The 21,430-nt window shown below is 60.5% G+C and carries 15 protein-coding genes; 13 read left to right on the top strand and 2 right to left on the bottom strand.

What is annotated here, in order from left to right:
* Position 1: 1 nt before the first annotated feature.
* Positions 2–421, bottom strand: coding sequence for a hypothetical protein (locus EPJ54_RS15610; RefSeq protein WP_135212656.1), 420 nt, complete (start codon positions 419–421; stop codon positions 2–4).
* The gene (locus EPJ54_RS15605) at positions 418–10,812 is read right to left on the bottom strand and encodes a LysM peptidoglycan-binding domain-containing protein (RefSeq protein WP_135212655.1); all 10,395 of its coding nucleotides are present in this window, start codon (positions 10,810–10,812) and stop codon (positions 418–420) included. Before EPJ54_RS15605 ends, EPJ54_RS15610 begins: the two co-directional genes overlap by 4 nt.
* Before the next feature lie 292 nt (positions 10,813–11,104).
* Here EPJ54_RS15605 and EPJ54_RS15600 point away from each other — a divergent pair, with 292 nt between their 5' ends.
* From EPJ54_RS15600 to fliE, 13 genes are all read left to right on the top strand, one after another.
* The gene (locus tag EPJ54_RS15600; protein ID WP_135212654.1) at positions 11,105–11,374 is read left to right on the top strand and encodes a flagellar biosynthetic protein FliQ; all 270 of its coding nucleotides are present in this window, start codon (positions 11,105–11,107) and stop codon (positions 11,372–11,374) included.
* A gap of 2 nt (positions 11,375–11,376) precedes the next feature.
* Positions 11,377–12,126 (top strand): flagellar biosynthetic protein FliR, encoded by a 750-nt coding sequence (locus EPJ54_RS15595; protein WP_167755765.1) that lies wholly within the window; start codon positions 11,377–11,379, stop codon positions 12,124–12,126.
* On the top strand, positions 12,126–13,211 hold the full coding sequence (locus tag EPJ54_RS15590) for an EscU/YscU/HrcU family type III secretion system export apparatus switch protein (protein WP_135212652.1): 1,086 nt from the start codon (positions 12,126–12,128) through the stop codon (positions 13,209–13,211). The genes EPJ54_RS15595 and EPJ54_RS15590 overlap by 1 nt, the downstream gene beginning before the upstream one ends.
* Complete coding sequence (locus EPJ54_RS15585; protein ID WP_135212651.1) at positions 13,198–15,309, top strand: flagellar biosynthesis protein FlhA; 2,112 nt, start codon at positions 13,198–13,200, stop codon at positions 15,307–15,309. The genes EPJ54_RS15590 and EPJ54_RS15585 overlap by 14 nt, the downstream gene beginning before the upstream one ends.
* Positions 15,290–16,417: a tetratricopeptide repeat protein gene (locus tag EPJ54_RS15580; protein ID WP_135212650.1), complete on the top strand. Its 1,128-nt coding sequence runs from the start codon at positions 15,290–15,292 to the stop codon at positions 16,415–16,417. The genes EPJ54_RS15585 and EPJ54_RS15580 overlap by 20 nt, the downstream gene beginning before the upstream one ends.
* 89 nt (positions 16,418–16,506) lie before the next feature.
* A complete protein-coding gene (locus tag EPJ54_RS15575) occupies positions 16,507–17,190 on the top strand; it encodes a flagellar hook-basal body complex protein (protein WP_135212649.1) in 684 nt (227 codons plus the stop codon).
* The gene (locus tag EPJ54_RS15570; RefSeq protein WP_135212648.1) at positions 17,187–17,957 is read left to right on the top strand and encodes a flagellar hook-basal body protein; all 771 of its coding nucleotides are present in this window, start codon (positions 17,187–17,189) and stop codon (positions 17,955–17,957) included. The genes EPJ54_RS15575 and EPJ54_RS15570 overlap by 4 nt, the downstream gene beginning before the upstream one ends.
* Entirely contained in the window at positions 17,954–18,634 is a 681-nt protein-coding gene (locus tag EPJ54_RS15565; RefSeq protein ID WP_135212647.1) for a flagella basal body P-ring formation protein FlgA, read from the top strand. The genes EPJ54_RS15570 and EPJ54_RS15565 overlap by 4 nt, the downstream gene beginning before the upstream one ends.
* On the top strand, positions 18,631–19,206 hold the full coding sequence (locus tag EPJ54_RS15560) for a flagellar basal body L-ring protein FlgH (protein ID WP_135212646.1): 576 nt from the start codon (positions 18,631–18,633) through the stop codon (positions 19,204–19,206). The genes EPJ54_RS15565 and EPJ54_RS15560 overlap by 4 nt, the downstream gene beginning before the upstream one ends.
* A complete protein-coding gene (gene flgI, locus EPJ54_RS15555; RefSeq protein WP_135212645.1) occupies positions 19,203–20,321 on the top strand; it encodes a flagellar basal body P-ring protein FlgI in 1,119 nt (372 codons plus the stop codon). Before EPJ54_RS15560 ends, flgI begins: the two co-directional genes overlap by 4 nt.
* Before the next feature lie 10 nt (positions 20,322–20,331).
* On the top strand, positions 20,332–20,673 hold the full coding sequence (locus EPJ54_RS15550; RefSeq protein WP_135212644.1) for a flagellar basal body rod protein FlgB: 342 nt from the start codon (positions 20,332–20,334) through the stop codon (positions 20,671–20,673).
* Positions 20,670–21,098: a flagellar basal body rod protein FlgC gene (flgC, locus tag EPJ54_RS15545; RefSeq protein ID WP_135212643.1), complete on the top strand. Its 429-nt coding sequence runs from the start codon at positions 20,670–20,672 to the stop codon at positions 21,096–21,098. The genes EPJ54_RS15550 and flgC overlap by 4 nt, the downstream gene beginning before the upstream one ends.
* Entirely contained in the window at positions 21,095–21,427 is a 333-nt protein-coding gene (fliE, locus tag EPJ54_RS15540) for a flagellar hook-basal body complex protein FliE (protein ID WP_135212642.1), read from the top strand. Before flgC ends, fliE begins: the two co-directional genes overlap by 4 nt.
* The last annotated feature ends 3 nt before the right edge of the window (positions 21,428–21,430 follow it).

Raw genomic sequence — 21,430 nt, 5'->3', positions numbered from 1 at the left:
ATCAATCGACGACGCGGAATATTCTCAACCTATCGGCGACAGCACGCACCAACCTCTCAGCTTCCGGCAAGTCAAAATCTTCCCCCGCTTGTCGAAAGAACTCGAACGCCATCGCGTTTGCGCCATGCAGCGTATCAACAACATACTGCCGCGGATCGTTGCTTCCCGCCACTTCGGACGGAACAGCAATTCGCACGACAAGCCCTTTGCTCGTTGGGCTAAATTCTCCGAACTCCAGTCCTCGAAATCCGGTTGCTCCAAGCGAGCCTGGAACAACAAATACCGCGTTCAACCACGGAGCCTCAGCTTCCTGCAGAGGACCGCGAAGGCCCTTGATCGCTGCACTGACATCCATAAGCACCCTGTTGATCGGTGCTCCCTTTAGCTCGGGGCCACGGTAGACTGCTCCAATAGAGATCATTGCCGCCCTCTAGCGCCGGCCCAAGGCTCAAAGTTCAATGGACCAGGTTGCGTTTCGACCAAGCTTCGCTCCAGACGTAACATGTCGGCACGACTCCCAGACGCGTATTCGAAGATTTGCTTATCAGCCATGAAACCTGAACTGTATCGACTGCCGGGATTCTGACTAATACCCCACTTTAGAAACCCTCCCTCGTCGCTGTATAGTTGATAAAGATACGCGGGCCGATTGGACAGCGCGGAGTTTCCATGTGTCGACTCAAGACTTGTAATCCAGTCGGCGTATCCACTTCTGGCGCCTGTTCCCCAAGACACACCCTGAGTCTGCTTTACCCACCCTCGAAGGTCCAGTGAACCTCCTCGAGCTTGATAAGCTCGCCACGCCTCTAGCCTCTGCGTCAGGCGAGGATTGATTCCTCCCAACGCATTTGCTTCTGCAATTGCTAGCGCAGGGCCCGCATTTGGTGTGGTGATATCTACAAGTTCCTGCCGAACCGGCACTCCTCCACGGCCAGTGACCATTCCCTTCATGCCGAAGACGCCCGCAAGACCAAAGGCGCCCTCGACAACACCAAGTCCGGGATCTCCTGACGCAAAGGCCCTAGCGCTACGCCGGATACTGGGAAGGCCAGTCATCTCCAAAAGCCCCTGCCCCGCCGCTTCAATCTGACTGGGGCCGGTTGGATCCATCGGCCCGAGTTGCAGATCGATTGCCTCTTGCGCCATTTGTTGGCGGCGCATCTCCTGCTCGTAATTGGGTCGTTGAGTTGGAGGGCAGTAACCACCACTGGAAGCGTTCGCTAACTCTTCGTAGGTAGGCAAACGATCCGGTCTAGCGGTCTCCAAGTAGGTCCAAATCGCAGATCGCGGCGCTTGGTAAGTATAGAACTCAGACCCTCGCTTAATCGGCGCGGTTACAACGATCTCGGGCTCCTCCTTGATCGGATAGTCATCTGGAATTGGAGCGACGGTCTTCGACGCCTTAGCAAGGCCGTATGTCGCGACGGCTTTCACCTGCTCAGCTGTCTGAGGTGTTTTGTTTGTGTTGGGTGCGCCAGTCCTACTGGCGCCTCGTCCCGTCATACTGCCAGCTATCGCCTCGCCGATGGTTTGACCGATCACATCCGGCAACGCGGCCATGACGTTGTCGCCGAAATTAGACCCCTCGATCAGTGACCGCACCGCGCCTGAAGCTATCGCCGACGCCGTTCCAGATGCTGCGTTGTTGTACCAAGTCGCGCGATTTCCGCCGACCGCCGCGCCTGGCAGCGAACGTCCCACCGCGTGCCCGACGCCAGCCGCCACGCCGGCGGCGGCGACCCCGGCCCACGAGAACTCCTTCTGCAGACCGAGCGCCGTTCCGATGAGTTGGGTGCTGACGTTCGTGGAGACCGCCTTTGCCGCGGCTTGCACCCAATTTTGAGACTGAGCGCCGCCAGCTCCAAAGCCGCCAGATAGAGCTGCAAGCGCCACTGCATTCCAAGAAAACTTTTCCTGAATGCCCGTGGCCACACCAATGCCCTGCGTAACGATAGAACCGCCCGCTCCACCAATGGCGCCGGCGATAAAAGTTCCGGTTGCGGTGAGTGTGGTCCCCGCCCCGCCGCCGGCTATAACCGCGGTACCGAGTCCGCCTGTAAACGCGGCTGCACCGCCATTCATGGCGCCCGCTAATATTGACGTGCCGTTAGCCGCCGCGCCCATGGCTCCCGCCGCCGCTCCGGCAGTCCAAATCGCCACGACCACCGCGATCGCAACAAGAATGATTTGCCCAACGCCCCCGCATTTTCCCTTTTTGGCGGGATGCGGCGTGGTCGGCGAAGTGTTGCCGCGAATGTCGGCGGGATCGTATGGCGTGAAGGTCTTTGCGTTATGCGTCGACTTCATCACCCCAGCTGGAATGACAAGCGTCTGCCCGTCCGTCAGCGCCGTTGAACCCGCCAGCCCATTGGCCTCGGCCAAATGATACCAGAGCGAAGAATCGCCCCAGACACTGGCGGCGATGCTTTCGAGCGTGTCGCCTTGGCGCACGGTGTAGACACTGGCGCCGCCCGCATAGAACGAGTTGATGGGCGCGAGCGACTGGTCGAAGTCTGAATGCACTGTGTGCGTGGTCGCGCCATTGCGGAACGCGCCCGACCCTTGCGTCGCCGTGCGATCAGCGATCGAGGCCGCATAATCCTTGTCGTTGGTGCCGTTATTACCGGTGTAGCCCATGAGCTTGCCGGCAAAGCGATGCCAATGCTCATGGGGATCGCCTTGATTGGAGAGCTGGTCGCTCTCGCGACGCCAGTTTACTTGACCATGCAAATCGTTGCGGAACGCCACGGTACGCGGCCGTCCATCTGCGATGGAGACGGATTCCAACCGCGCGGCTTGGCCGCCATAATTGGTATAGGTGTGGCTCGCCGTATTTGTCGTCGACCCTGTCGAGATGGGCTTGTAGCTCGACAGCTTGAGCACAGCCCCGTCCCAATATTCATAGGTGTTCGTCGTCGTGGACGTGTTTTGATAAGAACTATTTTGATAATTCGCCGTCGACACAGTCAGCGGCGAGCCCAAAGCGTAGGCCGTTCCCACGCCATAGGTGTAGGTCGTGACGGCGCCATAAACCGTTGAGCCGCGCTTTGTGTTTGTCGTGTCAGTGGTGACCTGGTTGCTGGCGTTGTAGGTGACGCTGCGACTATAGGCGACCGTCGTACCGTTGGCCTCATAATCGATCTGGCCGGTCACACGTCCCATCAAGTCGTAGCTGAAGACGCCGCGTCGCACGCCCCCGACATTGGTCTGCTCCAAACGCCCGCCGAGATCATAGGTATAAGTCTCGGTACCGGCGCTGTTGATCACCTGCACGCGCTGACCGGCATAGTCGTAAGAGAGATCGACGCCTCCGGTCCCGCGCACGATAGCGCCCCCGGACAATGTCCCCTTCTGAAGTACGACGCGATTGAGCGCGTCATAGCGATACCAATAATTCTGATTGGTCGTGCCGCTCGAGGCCACGCCATTCTGGTCGACGGTTTTGAAGGTCGCGTTGGAATTGCGGATATTGCTATTGGCGTCATAGAGATAAGAGATGGTGGCGTAAGGCTTGTACGGTGTGCCCGCCTCCGTCCAGCTCGTCATGCGACCCATCAAATCATAGCTCGCCGACGCGTTCATCCAATCGATGGTGACATCCGTGACGATGTGCTCGGGATCATGCCAGATCGGCTCCCAAGGATCGCTGTAATCGACCCAGGCCTCTGTCCAATAATCTTCCAGCACATGGTCATAGTGCTTCTCGGTCGTCACATTGCCGGAGACGTCGTAGGTATAGTCCTGCGCACGACGCGTCGATTGCTGGGCATTGCCATTGAACCAGAACAGCGAACGCATCCGCCCAGTGTTGTAATAGAGCGTTTCGATGTCCTGATAGATGCCCGTGACGCCCGAGGGATGCGTCGCATCCCGTTTCGTCACGCGCCCCGCCTTGTCGTAAATGAAATCAGTCTGGCGCAACGACATGTCGAACTTCTGGACATCGCGCCCGAACATATCGGACGTCTCCGTCACGGTCTTGCTGTTGGCGTAGGTTGTCGTGCGTGTCCAACCGCCGAACGCGCCCATACCTTGCGTGACCGCAGCGCTATTCCAACCATGGACGATGCTGGTGACATAGCCGCCAGCGTCTGTCGTTTGAATGACGCGCCCTTGTTGGTCGAAAACAAATGCCTCCGCATTGCCGACGCCCAATTGGTTATTCCAGCGCTTGATCCGCTGACCCAGGCCGTCATAAGCGAAGGATTCTGTCAGCCCCTCGGGCCGCGCGATCTGCAGGACGCGTCCCGCACGATCGAAAGTCTGCGTCGTCACGCGACTGATCTGATCGGTGATTATCCGCGCATCGCCATGGATGTCGTACTCGGTCGTGACGGTTGCGCCGTCAGCCGTCGTGGTGACGCGCACCAATGCTTGGGCGCCGCTATGGCCCGTACCTGCAAGCAAGGTCAGACGCGTGAGTTTGCCGTTGCCGTCGCGCGATGCGACCAAGCGCCCTGAGAGATCGTAATAGCGGTGCTCCTCGGGACGGAAAGTCGTGGCCGTTGCTGAAGTTGCAAGCGGCGCATAGGTGCTGGGATCATACCCCGTGATCCATTGTCCGTTTTCGCCGACACCGGCGACAAGCGGGCTCTGAATTTTGATGACGCGGCCCATCGTATTGTAAGTGTAGTCAACCCGCGCGCCCGCGGCGTTGATCTCATAGGCGGTTTCGCCGAACGCATTGAACGCACGTTGCGTGACGAGATCCGCCTTTGTCGTGGTGCTGAGTTCGCGCTGTGGCTCACGCACTTCAATCGCGTGATTGCGGGCATCGTACTTTGTAATCGTTGCGACAACACCGTCCACGTAATTGGTGGCGATGTTGGCGCGATTGGCGCCCCAAAGATCGAGCACTGCGTCGAGCGTCACCAGCGCTCCCTCGCCGATCGCTGTTCCTTCGCTGGCAATCATCAAAGTCTGATTGCCGGCCGCGTCGTACATGAAGTATTTCCAGACGCCATCGCCGGCATTGGTGCGCAGCAATCTGCCGGCGGCGTCATACTCAAATTTCTCGGCGTAAACGCCGTTGATGCCGCGCTCTGAGACTTCGCCATAGGCGTTGTAACGCGAGACCGAAGTATCGATGGTCTCAAGGCCCGATACCGTGATGCTGCGCGTGTAGACGCCGCTCACCTTGACCATAGCGCCTTGAGCAATGATGCGCCCGGCCAGGTCGTAATCGTAGCCGATGGCTTCGTCTGCGCTGCCGCTGGGCTTTACGCGTGTGTATTGCTCACGCACCACCCGGCTTGCCGCGTCATACACGTACGAACGCACGAAACCTTCAGCGTCGGTCTTTGATACAAGGACGCCGCCCGCGGCGTACGCATAGCTTGTCACCCGGCTCTGCGCCGTTGTGGTCGGCGTGCCGCTGATCACTTTGGTCGAGCCCGCGACCGTGACTGTGGCGAGATCATTCAGCGCGTTATAGGCATAATCTACAGTGGGCGTGACGTTCACGCCAAACGCGTCGGCGTAGAGATGGGTTTGACCGCTGAGCGTGCGCTTCTCGCGCACCAGACGGCCGATACGATCATATTCATAAATGATCTTTTCGCCGATCGCCTCAGTCTTAGAGGTGACCGCGCCCAGTCCATTATAAGTGTAAGTGACAACCGAAGAACTCGAGGTCTGACCGCCCGTGCCATTGTGCACGAGCACGGCCGCGCGCGTTTCTGACAGACGTTGGCCCAATTTGTCATAGGTGAAGCTCGTCACCCGGTCGTTGGCGGTGTCCGCGGTCGGCGCTAATGGGGGCGCGCCCCCGGGCGTGCTGGGCGCTGAAGATTGGGCATTGGCGTAGCGGTGCTCGGAGAGCACGTTGCCATTGGCGTCGTAGCTCCACTTCGTCCGATAGAGGCCAGCATCGATCTGATCTGTCTTGCGGCCAAGCTTGTCGTAGAACGAATAGGTTTTCGTCAAATCTGGCGCCGTCACCAAAATGACATTGCCGTTGGCGTCGTAATCATAGGTCGTGGTCAGATTGACATTGGACGCATCGACGCTCAGCGCCCCACCCACATAGACCGCATTGCGCACGCCGACGACGACGCTGGTCTTAACGCGATTCATATTGTCATAAGTGTAGGTGGTGGCGCGATAGGCGCCGGGTTCAGTGGGCTCGGTCCCCCCCGGACTGGCAGGCAGCGTCACAAGAGCGCCAAAGCGGCGTGTCTCGGTTACATTGCCATTGGCGTCGTAATAGTATCGTGTGAGCGCGCCCTTCTTGTTGGCGCCGTCGATCTCAGTGGCGGTGAGTTCATATTTCACCTGCCCCCGCGCATCGTGCCAATAAAGCGTGCGCGCGCCTGAGGTGTCGCCCTTCTCGATCAGATTGCCGGCAAGATCATAGACAAAGCTTTCCACCCGCGTCAGCGTCGATCCGGTCGAGGATTGCGCGGCGGCGAGCGCATCGTGGGTGATGGTCTTCACCCGATCAGCGTCGTCGTAGGTGTAGAGGGTCGTGCGCTTTTCGGCCGCGACCGCGCTGCCCGCATTTTCGACCTTCTGGGTGATATTGCCACGCTTGTCGTAAGTGTACGAGGTGACAACGCCCAAGGCATTGGTCTCGCTCGTCACGCGGCCTGCGCCGTCATAGGCATAGGTCGTTGTTGCATCGAGCGGGTCGGCGGTGACGATCGGTTCGACACTTTCGCTATAGGCATTGCTCGCTTTGAGCGCCCGGCGCGTCACAGTGTAGACAAGGCCTTGGGCGTTATAGGTCGTCTCGGTGACATAGCCTTCCGCGTCGACCGAGAGCCGCACCCGTCCCAACGCATCATAATAGACGTAAGACGCATAAGTCAGCGGATCAGTCGTCTTCACCAGCTGGCCGAACGCGTTCAAAGTAAACGTCTTCACGCCCGCCAAGGCGTCGGTCGCCGTCTGCGCGCGACCAAGTTTGTCGTAGGTGAAGATGGTGGTCGCATCCTCGGACGCATTGGCGGTGATGGTGGGCGGCGTCGTGGTCGAAGCGCCACTTGTCACATTGGCGCGCGCGATGATTTTCCATACTTCGCCAAAGCCATTGTATTGGGTCTCGACCGCGTAGCCCGCCGCATCGACGGCCAAGACGATCCGCCCCAATTTATCGAAATAGCTGAAGCTCTCCTTATCGCGCGCATCGATCGTCTTCACCGTGCGTCCGAGCGCGTCATAAACATAATCGGTTTCGGCCGATGATGGATCGGTAATCTTGATGACCCGACCGGCCTTGTCATAGGCGTAGGTCGTCACGTTGCCGCGCGGATCGGTGACGGTGGCCAGATTGCCGATCCCATCATAGGCATAGAGCGTGGTCGCCGCCTCCGCCTGGCCATAGGCGTCGACACGTTTGATCAACTTGCCGGCTTGATCGTACTCAAAATAGGTTTGGGCCTCATCGCCATGGCCATAAGCGCGGATCTCATGGGATTTGGCGCCGTTGTTGAAATAATTGGTGCGCGTTGTCGAAGTCGCGTCCGTCACTTCAGAGATGCGGCCCAGATTGTCATAGGCAAAGCTCGTGGTGAAAGCCGTTCCCTTCGCGTACGCATCGATACTCGACAAGGTGGCGCCCGAGGGCGAGAGCGTGTTGGTGTAACGCGTCTGCGTCAGCAACCGGCCTTCGGCATCATAGGTGAAGCCGTTGATGAAGTTCAGCGCATCGATCGTGTACCGCAGCTCGTTGCGCTCATTGTAATAGGAATGGGTGACCCGCATCCCCGCTTGGTTGCCTGTGATTGCAGCCCAGCTATTGAGATTGCCGAGCCAAGCGGAATCATTGCCGATCGAGGCTGTATTATAGGCGACAGCATAGGCATTGGTGCGGATGACCCGCCCACCCGCGTCATAGGTAAAGCCGGTGACCGCGCCCAAGGCGTTGATCGAATAGGCGAGCTGGCCACGCTCATTATAGACATTGAAGCTGACGCGATTGTCGGCGTCCGAGCGCAGCGACGTCACCGCCGCGTCAAGCGCGGCATAGGTGAAGCTCGAGAGCGACGGCGTGTCGTCAAACACAATGACCTTGCGCACGACGCCGTTGGCGTAATGATCGCTGCCAGAGCGATAGATATATTCCGTGACGCGCCCCAGCGGATCGACAGCAAAGCGCAACAGGCCCTGACCGTCATAGACAAAGCGCGTCGTCACGTCGGTCGCGGGATAATCGTCGACGCCGTTCAGCAGGGTTGCGAAAGTGCCGCTGGCGCGATCGGCGCCGTTGGTCAAAGTGGCGTACGCTGTCTCGGCGATCTTGCGGCCGGCATGATCGTAGATGATGCGGCTTAAGCCACCCTCGGCGTTGAGCACGCCGATCAAACGACCATCGCCATCATAGAAATTGCGGATCACAACATCACGGCCATTGGTGTCCGCAGTCACTGACGGCGCAGTGCTTGGCGGCGTCGTCATATAGGCGCTGACCGAGATCTTGTTGTAATAGCCCAGTGTCTTGATGAGACGCCCGGCCGCGTCATACTCATACTTAGTAACCGAGCCATCGCCTTGGATGGTGGCCGTCACTTGCCCCAACGCATTGTACGTGGTCCAGCTCCACATATCGGCGCCGCCGACAAGCGTGCTGTCTTGGCTTGGACGCGTGAGCCCCCTTCCAAACGACACATCCTTGGCATTGGTGAGATCAAGATCGACCAGCGAGCTCAGCGCCACATTGTAACGCGCCGTCTCAATGAGACGCCCCATCGCATCATATTTGTAAGCGACGACCTGGCCGTCCTGAGCGATGTCGGCGACGCGCTGCCCGCGATCATTGTAAATATAGAAGGTCTTGCGTCCCGTTGCGTCGACGGTGCGGCGCAGGAGCCCGTTCTTGTCATAATAATGATAGGCGGCGGCGCCAGTTGTGAAGGTCCCCGCTTCAGCTTGCGAGATCAACTCGCCAGCCTTGTTGTAGATTGAGGTCGTGACCAGACTGTCGCTGCTTGCCTGCCAACTCGATGTGCCGGCATTGTAGCTGGCGCGTGTGGTGACCACGGTCGTCGTGGAGGCGTCATTGAAGACGATGCTGGTCGTGCCGCCCGCAAGATCGGTCGAGAAAATGACCCGACCTAGCCCGTCATAGACAAAGGTCTGGGCATAGGCATCGGGCGCCAAGCGCGACGAGAGCAATCGCCCCGAGCGATCATAGCTGAGATATTGCTGCGAATAGCCGTCCGTCGTCGCACTCGTGGCGCTTGATGTGGCCACGCTATATTGCAGCTTGGCGGTCACATTGCCGCGCGCATCATAGGTGAAGCGTGTGATCGATGCGCTTTCGCGCCCACTCAACCCATTGCGCCAAGTATCCATGTCCGTGTCGCTCGGCATGGTCGGAGCGGACGTGGCCGTGTATTTATGCTCAGGGTAGGTGACGATTTCCTCGATCTCGCCAGGCGCCGTATAGCGATATTCGGTGACGCGACCTTCGCTACTGATCACATAGCGCAGATGATTTTCACTGGTATAGATGTAACGGGTATAAAGCGTCGTCGCAGACGAGCTTCCGGTGGACGCCGTATAGGCCTCAAGAGTGAGCGCATTTTCGCTATTGTAGGTGCGCGTGGTGACGTTGCCCAACGCATCTTCGATGGTCGCGACATTGCCGCGCGCATCATAAGTATAGTCAGTCTCCGCCCCCAACGCATCGGTGACCTTGGTGAGATTACCAAGACCGTCATAGGAATAGAGGATCTCGGAGGCCGAAGACGTTTCGGTCGCTGGCATCACCACTTTGGTGAGTTGGCCATTGGCATCGTGATAGAGACTGGTCGTCACCGTCCGCGGCGTGGGCGTGGGCGGCGATGAAGGATCGTACTGGCCCTGATAGACAATGATATTAGTGTAGCCGCTCTGATACTCGATCTTCGTCGTGCGAACGTCGGTCGTGCCGTCGACCTTGAGCAAAAGCCATTCGACCCGATTGCTCGCATCATAGCGGATCTCAAGCAACGACCCGTCGGTCTGACCAATCGTGGCGACGCGATTTGTGGCGCCAACATAGGTGTAGGTGGTCGTGTAGGTCGATGAATCGCCCGTGTTGTCCGGCGTCATATCGACGGTGACGCTGGTCAGACGATCATAGGCGTCATAGGCGTACGTCGTCAGCGTGCGAACAAGCTGGGCTGTGCCGGTATCGAGATCGTGGTCGTATTTGGTGACGATGGCCGAGATGCGATCATCCGCATCGCTCACCCCCCATTGATATTCGATGCTTTCAGAAACGCCATTCGTAGAGGTGACGATGCTTTTGGTTTTGTCAGAGCCCGAAACATAGGTGAACGTAACGCTGTTGAGATCGGGATCTGACTGACTGGCGATGCGCCAAGTGTCGGCGGCGACCGCGTCTTCATAGGTTTCCTTGATCTGGGTTGCGCCATCGGTCCAGGTCCAGACGTTGGAAGCATAGTGGAGCTTGTCATAAGCGCCTGAGCCGTCAGTGGCGCGATAATAGGAGCCGTCGCTCCACGCGCCGTAGGTGTAGAGGATGGCAGAGCCATCAGCCGAGATGCGCGTGACTTGGTGGCCGCCGACATTGAATGCGCCCGTCGCGATGACGCGACGATCAGAACTCTGTCGCCATTGATCGCCATTGTCGTCATGGGCGGTAGCGCCAAGGCTATTATAGGTGCGCGTGACGCCAATGTCGGGACCGCGGCCGGCCAGGAATTCGTCCTGACGTTGGAGCACAAGATTGCCGGTCGCGGCATTGAGGAAAGCGGTCTCGCCGCCCCGCCCTAGCGCCGCGCCGCCCAAAAGGCCGCCCGCGCCAAGCGTCGCCGCTGAGCCGCGCTCAAACCCTGCGCCTAACCCCGTGAAGATCGAAACCATAGCTCACCCCGCCTCACGACGGAGCAGCGCTCACACGCACCCCGTCTGAAGCTGAGTCAGGAGATTTTCGACAGAGTTTAGCGAAGTGGCGAAATTATTTTCGAGGTTCGTCTCGTGCTCTTCACCAAGACCGAAGCAATGCACGCCTCGGGTGCAGACTTCGCGTAATTAAAGAACGCTTCAATCTCCAAAGGGGCGTGTCGATATACCCAACAACCCCAGACACGAAGCAAATTGACCCAGCTTTTCTCCAGCGATCCACTTCGCGCCACGGTTGTCGGGGGATGCGAGGATGAGCGCCGATCAGGCTCTCTTTTTCCTGCATGAAATGGTGTGGACGGCGCTCATTGTGGGCGCGCCGCTCTTGGGCGCGACTATGATCGTTGGGCTCTTGATTAGCGTCGTGCAGGTGGCGACGCAGATTCAGGAAATCACGTTAAGCTACGTGCCGAAACTGCTGGCGGCCGCCCTCATTCTCCTGGTGTTGGGCGGCTGGATGCTGGGCAAGCTCAACCAATTCGCCATCTCGCTTTACAACACCATCCCCTCGCTCGGCGGATGACGATGCTCGAGGCGCTTCCAAACCAGCTGATCGCCGCACTGCTCGTCAGCCTGCGCATCATCCCGGTGCTGGCGTTCGCCCCGCCCTTCACCTTGTTGCGCACGCCGGCCACCATTCGCGTGCTTTTGGCGGTCAGCCTTGGCTGGCTTCTCGTCGCCACAGCATCGCCGATCCCATCCTTCGACATGTCGACACTCGCGGGGGCCGCGGCCGCGGAAGTGTTGCTGGGCATCACCATCGCGCTGCCGCTCCAGCTTGGGTTTGCGGCGCTGCAGACGGCTGGGCGCGCCATTGACGTGCAAGTGGGCTTTGGCTTGGCGCAAATCGCTGACCCCACGCTTCGCGCGCAGATGCCGCTCGTGGGGGCGCTCTTTTCCTACGCGGCGGCGGCGATCTTCTTCACCACTGGGGGGCCGACCGATCTCTTGGCGATCTGGGCCCGTTCGATCGATTCTGTGCCCATTGGCGGGTTCGTGCTGGGAGCAAGCCTCGATCCCCTGCTCACTTATCTTCGCGCGGTCTTCCTCTTGGCGATGGGGATTGGCGGGGCGGTGTTCATGACGCTCTTCATGCTCGATGTGGCGATCGCGCTCATGTCGCGCACCCTGCCGCAAATGAACGTTTTGGTGCTGGGCTTCCAGGTCAAGACCTTGGCGCTTCTTATGACCCTGCCCATGGTCTTTTCGCTCTCAGGCGCGCTCTTCCTGCGCATTGTGCGCATGGCGCTCGACGCATCCTTGGGATTTGCCTGATGCAGGACGGCGGTTCTGAGCAAAACAAGACCGAAGAAGCGACGCCCTTCAAATTGAAGCGCGCGCGCCAGAAGGGTGCGGTGGCGCGCGGCATTGATCTTGGCTTCTTCTCAAGTCTTGGCGCCTTCATCGCCTTCGCCGCCTTCTGCGGGGTCTCTTTTCTACGCCAAACCACACTCGATGCGCACCGTCTCTATGGCGACATCGCCGACATCGCGACAGCGCCCCAGGCTCTGGCGATGGCCGCCTCTCCCTTCTGGAATGCGTTCCAGAATGTGGCGCTGATGGGCGCCGTCATCATGGCGGTGGTGGCCACCTTTGAGATCGTGCAGGTGGGCGGCATCGTCGTCTCGACCCAGCCGCTGAAGCCAGATTTCAACCGCCTCAATCCAGCCAAGGGGCTCAAACGCATCTTCTCGATGCGCATGCTGAAGGAGACCGGCAAGAATGTCCTAAAGCTTGTCTTCTATGGCGCGGCGGCCTTCCTCATCATCCGCGAGGCGTTGGCGTTGCGCGCAGCTTCCATCGTCGACACGGCCAGTCTGATCGATGCGCTTCATGAACGCGCAGGACAGCTTGGCTTTGCCTTCCTCATGATCGCGCTCATCTTCGCCGCACTCGACCAAGTGGTGTCGCGCGGCGAGTTCTCCAAGCAGATGCGCATGAGCCGCTCCGAGCTTACCCGCGAACATAAGGAGCGCGAAGGCGAACCGCGTCTGAAACAAAAGCGGCGTCAATTGCACGCCGAGTTCGCCAAACAGACCAAAGGCTTTGGCGCCTTAGGCGGGGCCGACATGGTGATCGTCAACCCAGAGCATTACGCCGTGGCGCTCGCCTATGACGCAAAGACGATGTCAGCGCCCATCGTGCTGGCCAAGGGCCGCAATCATTTTGCCCTGGAGCTGAAGCGGCGCGCTAATCTGTTGGCTGTGCCCATCATCTCAGCGCCGCCTCTGGCGCGCGCGCTCTTCAAGGCGTGCGCCCCGGGCGAAGAGGCGCCTAGCGCACTCTACCGCGAGATCGCCCACCTCTATCTGGCGCTCGCGCGCGCCAAGACGCCGGAGGCCGCGCATGGACGCGCTTAAATCCATGCTGCGCGACGGCCGTGAATTGAGCCTCATCGCAGGCGTCGTGCTTATTCTTTTCGTGCTCTTCTCGCCGATCCCGCCGGTGGCGCTGGATCTGGCCCTGCTGATCAATTTTGCACTGTCGCTCACTATCCTTCTCTTGACGCTGCATGTGCAAAAGCCCGTCGAGTTCTCGACCTTCCCGTCCCTCTTGCTGATCTCCACACTCTTTCGTCTGGCGCTCAATATCGCCGCAACGCGTCTTATCCTCAGCAACGCCGAGGCGGGCGAGGTCATCGGCTCCATCGGCGCTTACGCCGTCGGGGGCAATTTCGTCGTTGGTCTCGTCGTCTTCTTCATTCTCGTCGTCGTTCAATATGTGGTCGTGACCGCGGGCGCCCAGCGCGTCTCGGAGGTCGCGGCGCGCTTTACGCTAGACAGCATGCCCGGTCAGCAGATGAGCATCGACGCTGACCTCAATATGGGACTCATCGATCAGAAGGAAGCCATCCGACGCCGCGCAGCGCTTGAGAAAGAGGCCTCTTTTTATGGGGCGATGGACGGCGCCAGCAAATTCGTCAAGGGCGACGCGATCGCGGGCGTCATCATCTTGCTCATCGATATCATCGCCGGTTGGATCATTGGCGTGGCCCAAATGGGCATGAGCTGGGACGACGCGCTCGCCCACTTTACACTGCTGACCATCGGCGACGGCATCGCCACCCAATTGCCCGCGCTCATCATATCCACAGCGACGGGCATCATCGTTACCCGTTCCTCGGCGGACCGGCGCTTGAGCACCGAAGTCTTCCAGCAATTGTCCTCGGCGCCGCGCGTGCCGCTCATTGTCGGCGGCCTTCTCATCTTGCTCATGCTACTGCCCGGCATGCCGAAATGGCCAATCCTTCTGGTGCTCGCAGGACTCTATTTCGCTTGGCGACGCATCGCGCGCGACGCACGCGAGAAGCCCGACACGGATGTGAAAGACGAGACAGCGACAAGCACCAACGATACGGCCCAAACGCCCGCGCTTTCCATCGCGATCGGCAAAGCGCTCGCCGAGAGCTGGCGGCCCATCGAGCCGCTCGTTCTGGATCGCATCGCCGCTCTTCGTGACAGCCAAATGCGCGCGCTGGGTTTTGGCTTTCCGCCTCTCTCGTTCGTAGATGACGCAAGACTGGCGCCCGACGAATACGAGATCCGTCTTTTCGGCTCACGGCATGCGCAGGGTGAGATCCGCCGCGATTGCGTGCTGGCCATTCGCGGCGAAGGCGAGCGCGCCCGGCTTTCAGGTGTAGAAACCGTCGATCCAGCGTTCGGGCTGCCGGCGATCTGGATCGAGACCGCGCGCAGCGAAGAGGCGCGCGCGGAAAACTACACGATCGTCGATCCGTTGACAGTGTTCATTACCCATTTGGGCGAGGTGCTTGGCGCTGAGGCGCCGACGCTTCTCAATCGCTCCGCTGTCGTCAAGCTTATCGAAGATGTCCGCGCCCGCGAACCGGGTCTCGTGGAAGAACTCATTCCGCAATTACTGTCTTTGTCTGATCTACAGAAGATTTTGCAGAACCTGCTCTCGGAATCGATCTCGATCGGCGCAACTGATCTTATCATCGAACATCTGGTCGATCTGGCCCGCAGCGAACGTGACCCGGGCGCCCTGACCGAAGCTTTACGCCAAAGATTGGGGCACGCCATTTGCAGTCGTTTGCGTGATCGCCACCGAGATCTTGCCGTGATGAGCTTTGATCCGCGCCTCGAAAACCAGATCAGCGGCGCCATCAACACGAGCGCGCGCCGCGACGCGTTGGCCATCGATCCGCGTTTGGCGGAAAAAGTGCTCCGTAAACTGGGCGCCGGCGTCAATGACATGATGCGCCAGGGGCGAGCACCCGTACTCCTTTGCGGCGGCGACATTCGCCGTCAGCTGCGCGCGCTGACCAAAAGGTCGCTGCCCAAGCTTTCGGTGATATCCGTTAATGAGATTCCGGCGAGCATCGATCTAAGATCGCATCTGATCGTGCGCCTGGATGAAGATGAGGCCAAGCGCGAGCCCGCACCCGCGCGCCGGCCCATGGTTGAGACAAGGATGAGTGATGGCGTCCAGCTCCAATGAGGCCGAGGCGCGCCTCGCGCGCCTTCTGACCTACCTCGATCACGATCCAAAGAATGCGAGCCTGCTGCGTGACGCGGCGCAAGCCGCTATGAGCGCGCGCGCTCTCGATCAGGCCGAGGCGCTGCTTGCGCGCCTCTGCGAATTGGGGAGCCTTGCCCCTTCCGATCAGGATCTCGCTGCGCGCCTTGCCATCGCCCAGGGGAATTCGGGCAAGGCCATCTCTATTCTCTCACCGCTCATGGAGACGCACGGGCAAGATCCATCGCTGCGCTTCAATCTAGCTTGGGCGTTCGGCATGGAAGAGCGCTTCGATGAAGCGCTGGCGCTCTTGGACGAGGCCACGATCGCTGCATCCGCGCCAGCGGCGATGCTCGAAGTCCAATTGTTGCACGCGAGTGGGCGATATGAGGACGCGCTCAAAGCCGCCAAAGCCAATGTGGAGCGATACCCCGAGCATCCTGGATTGCTGGCCGCGGCCTCCACCATCGCCATCGACGCCGAGGATATGAATTTCGCGCGCGCGTGCGCGTCGGGCGCAGCGGGTCACCCTGATGCAGAGACGAGCTTGGGGACGCTGGCGCTCGCCGACGATTCACCAGATGCCGCGCGCGCCCATTTCGAAGCAGCGCTCGCGCGCGCCCCGAATTCCCCGCGCGCGCTGGTCGGCCGGGGTCTCACTGCCCTGCTCACCGGAGATCATAAAGGCGCCTCACGCGACATCGAGCGCGGCGCAGAACTCTTTAAGGATCACATCGGCAGTTGGATCGCGGCGGGTTGGGCGCGTCTCATTGCGGGCGAGCCCCAAGCGGCGCGCCAGCATTTCGAACACGCGCTCGCCATCGATCCAAGCTTCTCGGAAAGCCAAGGGTCGCTTGCGGTGATCGCTGCAATGGAAGGCAATGTATTAGAGGCGCGAAAGCTTGGCGCGATCGCACTTCGACTGGACCGAAACTCATTCTCCGGCGCGTTCGCTAACGCGCTCATCATCGCGAGTGAAGGCGACAGCCAACGAGCACAATCGATAATTGATCGTGCGCTCCACACGCCTATCGAACCAGGCGGAAAAACCATCGCACACTCGCTTGCGCGGTACGGACTCTTCGCATGAGAAAAGAAACTTACGCTTCACGCCGAAAGAGAAAACCTTAGCGTGTGCAATTAAGTTCCCTTTTAGTGTTAACAACAAGGGGACAAACGATGACGCAAGGTTTGTTGGAGCTCGGTGAAGTTCTTCTGGCGTCATCACGACGACGATTGGAAACCGTCTCGCGCAATGTCGCGAACGCGACAACGACCGGATACAAATCCGAAATCGATTTTGAACAATTGCAGAGCGCCGAAGCGTCAACAGACGCGCGCAGCAATCTCGACATCGGCCCCTTGCGCCAGACAGATGGGCGTTTTGACTTCGCCATCGCCGGCGACGGCTTCTTTCAAGTGCGTGCGGGCGAACAATTGCTCTACACGCGCGCCGGCGCTTTTCATCGCGACACAGAGGGCCGTCTTGCCGACGCCGCCGGCGCCCTTCTCCAAGCCATTGATGGCGGCGATCTCTTCGTGGCCGCCGACGCGGAGGTCTCCGCAGACGGCGTGGTGAGCGAACGCGGGGTCCCAATCGCCCGTATTGGCGTCTTCACGCCGCACGAGGATGCAACGCTCGCGCGCGTCAGCGGAATCTATTTCCAAACCGACGCCGCACTACCCGTGGAGAACGCGCAAATCCGCCCAGGCATGTTGGAAGGCGCCAATGTGGCGCTCGCCAGCGAGATGCTGGACATGATGACCGCGATCCGCGGCGCCGAGATCGGCGCGCGCGTGGTGCAAACCTACGACACTTTGATCGGACAGACGATTTCGACCTTCACGCGGAGACAAGGATGAACGGCGCCCTCGAAATCTCCGGTGTCGGCCTCGTCACCCAGCAGCAGGCGCTTGACGCCATCGCCGGCAACATCGCCAACATCAACACGCCGGGCTTCAAGCGCGCCGAAGTGAGCTTTTCAGATGTGATGGCGCGCCAAGCCGATCCCATGAACCCGCGCACGGATCTGGCGCGCGCGCCGCTCTTCTCGAGTGTCAACGCGCATGTTTCGATCGCGCTCGACGACCAGGGCATCATTGAATCCACCGGTCATCAATTGGACCTCGCCATTGAGGGACGCGGCTTCATCGAATTGCTGGGGCCGCGCGGTGAGATCCTGCTCTGGCGCGGTGGGCGGCTCTCCATCCAAGAGGACGGCACGCTGGCCAGCGCCGACGGCATGGCGTTGCGCGCAATGATCAATGTGCCGACCGACGCGCGCGAAATCGCCGTCGGCGCCGACGGCAGTGTGCGCGCCATCCGCGCGGACGCCGATGCGCCTGTCGATCTTGGGCGCATCGGGCTCGTCGCCATTGGCTCGGCCGATGATGTGGAGCGTCTGGACGGTGGGCTTTATCGCGTGCGCGAGGACGCGCGGGTTCAAGACTTGACGCCCGATCAGGACGGCGCAGGCGCCTTTGTGCATGGCGCGATCGAGCGCTCCAATGTCGATCTGAACGCCGAGATGGTGCGGCTCATGATCGTGCAGCGGGCTTATTCCGCCAACGCGCAGATTGTGCAAGCCGCTGATCAATTGATGGCGATTGCCAACGGATTGCGCCGGTGACGCCCTCGCCCATCCTCGCGGCCCTGCTCGGGGCGGTCCCGATGTGCACGGTGACGCCGCATGACGACATCGCCTTGGATACTCCTGCGGTGCGGCTTTCCGATGTGGTCGCTCTCGAATGCGTCGAAGAAAGCGCGCGTGATGATATGGGCGCCCACGCCTTGCTCGACCTTTCCGAGCGATCCGAGATCCGTCTGTCGCGCGGCGCGATCGCCGCTCTAGCACGCCGGCGCGTGCCTCTGCTGCGCTTTGACCAACATCAGCAAGGCGATGTGCGCCTGCGCTTTAACGATCAACGGCTGGCAGATGCCGCGCCGGCTTCATGCCTACGCGTGCTCAGCCCCCTCGACGCCGACACCATCCTTGCCTCCCACATGGTGGCGCCCGCTGCGTGCGACGATGTCATGGCGGAGGCGCCAATCGTACGCGATGCGGCAAGCGGGTTCGCGCGTACGAGAGAAGCACTCCAAAGCGGCGCCATCATCCCTCACACTTTGGTCGCGCCAACGGCACGGACGCGCAAGGGCGATCGCCTGACGCTCGTGATCGGCGCCGGCCCCGTGACCATCACCCGCCCGGTCGAAGCGTTGCAGGACGCGAGTCCAGGCGAGAGCCTTTTTGTGCGCGACGCCGATGGCGAGATCTTTTCCATGCCGCTTGGGGAGAGCGCGCCATGATGCGCCCGGCGCTCATCTCGTTGGTCGCGCTCTGTCTGGCCACACCGGCCGGCGCCGACGATCTCTACGACGAACAAGCCTTCGCTGCGATCGCGGGCGATCAACGCGCGCGCGCGGTGGGCGATGTTTTGACCATCGTCGTCTATCAGAGCGCAGAAGCACGCAACGCCGCCCAGAATGCATCGCGCACGCGGCGCGATTTCGAGGGATCGATCAGAAGCGGCAATATCGACGAGAGCGGGTCGCTTTCGCTCAATGGCGGTTATACCGGCCAAGGCGAAGTCAGACGCTCGGAGAGCTTCGTCACCCAGATCAGCGTCAGTGTGCGAGAGGTTCTGGACAATGGCGATCTGCTTGTCGCGGGCGAGCAGAGCATGCGCATCAATGGTGAGACCACCTTGGTCCAGATCCAAGGCCGCGTGCGTCCAAGCGACATCATGCATGGCAACCAGGTCTTATCGCCGCGTCTGGCTGACGCGCGCATCTCCTATGATGGCCGAGGTTTTGTCTCGCGCAATGCGCGCCCCAACATCGTCCACCGCATCTTCTCTCTTCTGGGGCTCGGCGGATGATGCACGCGCTTTTTCGTTTCATCTTCTGCTGGGCGCTGGCAATCGCTGCGATCACACCCGCGCACGCTCAGGAAACTCAGATCAAAGGCCTTGGCCGCTTCGAGGGTTGGCGTGAGAACGCGCTCATTGGCTACGGCATTGTCGTTGGTCTCGCGGGCTCTGGCGATTCTCCGCGCAGCGTCGTCACACGTCAGGCGCTTTCCAACGTCTATGCGCGCTTGGGCGCGGTGATCAGCGAAGCCGATGTCGCCAGCCGCAACGTCGCCGTCGTCGTTGTTATCGCCTCGCTGCCCGCCTCCGCCAATGTCGGCGACCGCATTTCGGTGACGGTGAGTTCGACAGCGGATGCGCGCAGTCTTGCTGGCGGGACGCTGTTGATGACCCCGCTCGTCGGCCCTGATGGGCGCCCCTATGCGTTGGCGCAGGGCGCCATCATCACCGGCGGCGACAGTTTCGAAAGCCAGCTCAATCTGTCTCAGCGCAATTATCCAACGACGGGCCGCGTCGATGGGGGCGCGACGGTTGAACGCGAAGTCAACGCCAACCTCATCGGCGCAGATGGGCGCTTAGGCTTTTTACTCAACGACCCCAATTTCACCACCGCATCGCGTATCGCTGCGGCCATCAATGATCGTCATGGTCGGATCGCCGAAGTGATCGGCGCCGACGAGATCCGCATTGCTTTCCAACCCGGCGATCAAGACCTCGCGTATTTTGTCTCTTCGCTTGAAAACCTCGCCATCGCGCCTGATCGCACGCCGCGCGTGGTCATCAATGAGCGCACCGGCACGATCGTCGCGGGCGGCGATGTGATGATCTCAAGCGTGGTCGTCTCCCAAGGCGACATTCGCGTGACGGTAACGGCCGAAACCCAGGCCTCTCAGCCCTCCTTCATTGACGGCTTTGCCGGCGGCATCCGCTCTCTCGTCATCACCAACACCGATCTTGATGTTGAACGCGGCGGCAATGACGTGGTTGCGCGTTTTCCCAACACCAGCGTCGCCGATCTTGTGCAAGGCCTATCGCGGGCGCGTGTCGACACACGACGTATCATTTCCATCCTCCAGGCTGTGCGCGCCGCTGGCGCGCTCCATGCCGAAATTATCGTCCAATAGGAGCGCGCGTATGGATCCGATATCGGCCGCATTGATCGACAAGGCGCTTGAGGGGCTCAATCAGCGTTATCTCTTCATCGCTCAGAACATCGCCAACGCGAACACGCCAGATTATCGCCCGGTACGCGTCGAATTCGAAGGCGCGCTGCGGGCCGCGGCGGCGCGCGGCGTCGACGCCATCGATGCGGTTGAACCGCGTGTCGTCGCCGAAGCCGAGGATGCGGGCCCCATGCGTCTGGATCTCGAGCTCGCGGCCGCCGCCCAGACCGCGTCACGCTATCGAACGCTTGTTGATTTGATGGGCCGTCAGATGGCGCTTCATCGCTCCGTTGTCAGTGGAGGCCGCTCATGAACGCCGTTGAAATCAGCCGCAGTGCGCTCGACGTCGAATGGCGGCGTTTGGAAGTGAGCGCTCAGAACCTCGCCAACATCAACACGACTCGCACCGCCGATGGCGGGACTTATCGGCCGATGCGGCTCTTGACCGGCCCTGGCGTCAGCTTTGACGCCATGCTTGGAACGCGCGAATTCGGCATCACCCCGCAAGGCGTGACCGTGCTGGGCGTCGAGCCGATCGCGGACGCGGCGCGGCGCGCCTACGAGCCCACTCATCCTCACGCTGACGCGGACGGCTTCGTGACCTACCCCAATGTCGATCATGCAGCCGAGATGACGCTCATGATCCGCGCCTCGCGCGCTTACGAAGCCAATCTCGCCGCTCTCTCCATGGCGCAGGACATGTACGCCCGCGCGCTCGACATCGGACGTCAATCATGAACGATCTTGATCCCATCGCAGCGATCGGCGCCTCCGCCGCCTCAGGCGCGGCGGCCCCAGACATCGCCGCGCCGCCAGCGGCTTCGCATGCCGCAGCTTCAGCCACGCAAATCGACTTCTCGCGCATCTTGTCGGACGCGACCCAAGCACTCGAGGCGCGTGTTGAACACGCCGACGCCATGGTGCGCCGCTTCGTGGTCGACGACACAACGCCTCTCCACGAAGTCACCATAGCCATCGAGGAAGCGCGAATCGCGGTCGAATTGGCGCTCCAGGTGCGCACGCGCGTGGTCGAGACCTATCGCGACATCGCCAACATGCAGCTTTGATCC

The sequence above is a fragment of the Vitreimonas flagellata genome (assembly GCF_004634425.1).
Lineage (GTDB): Bacteria > Pseudomonadota > Alphaproteobacteria > Caulobacterales > Aquidulcibacteraceae > Vitreimonas > Vitreimonas flagellata.
This window is presented reverse-complemented; position numbering and strand designations above follow the sequence as displayed.

Coding starts and splice junctions, on each gene's coding strand:
- EPJ54_RS15610 (WP_135212656.1), bottom strand. CDS start 421: ATGATCTCTATTGGAGCAGTCTACCGTGGCCCCGAGCTAAAGGGAGCA.
- EPJ54_RS15605 (WP_135212655.1), bottom strand. CDS start 10,812: ATGGTTTCGATCTTCACGGGGTTAGGCGCAGGGTTTGAGCGCGGCTCA.
- EPJ54_RS15600 (WP_135212654.1), top strand. CDS start 11,105: ATGAGCGCCGATCAGGCTCTCTTTTTCCTGCATGAAATGGTGTGGACG.
- EPJ54_RS15595 (WP_167755765.1), top strand. CDS start 11,377: ATGCTCGAGGCGCTTCCAAACCAGCTGATCGCCGCACTGCTCGTCAGC.
- EPJ54_RS15590 (WP_135212652.1), top strand. CDS start 12,126: ATGCAGGACGGCGGTTCTGAGCAAAACAAGACCGAAGAAGCGACGCCC.
- EPJ54_RS15585 (WP_135212651.1), top strand. CDS start 13,198: ATGGACGCGCTTAAATCCATGCTGCGCGACGGCCGTGAATTGAGCCTC.
- EPJ54_RS15580 (WP_135212650.1), top strand. CDS start 15,290: ATGGCGTCCAGCTCCAATGAGGCCGAGGCGCGCCTCGCGCGCCTTCTG.
- EPJ54_RS15575 (WP_135212649.1), top strand. CDS start 16,507: ATGACGCAAGGTTTGTTGGAGCTCGGTGAAGTTCTTCTGGCGTCATCA.
- EPJ54_RS15570 (WP_135212648.1), top strand. CDS start 17,187: ATGAACGGCGCCCTCGAAATCTCCGGTGTCGGCCTCGTCACCCAGCAG.
- EPJ54_RS15560 (WP_135212646.1), top strand. CDS start 18,631: ATGATGCGCCCGGCGCTCATCTCGTTGGTCGCGCTCTGTCTGGCCACA.
- flgI (WP_135212645.1), top strand. CDS start 19,203: ATGATGCACGCGCTTTTTCGTTTCATCTTCTGCTGGGCGCTGGCAATC.
- EPJ54_RS15550 (WP_135212644.1), top strand. CDS start 20,332: ATGGATCCGATATCGGCCGCATTGATCGACAAGGCGCTTGAGGGGCTC.
- flgC (WP_135212643.1), top strand. CDS start 20,670: ATGAACGCCGTTGAAATCAGCCGCAGTGCGCTCGACGTCGAATGGCGG.
- fliE (WP_135212642.1), top strand. CDS start 21,095: ATGAACGATCTTGATCCCATCGCAGCGATCGGCGCCTCCGCCGCCTCA.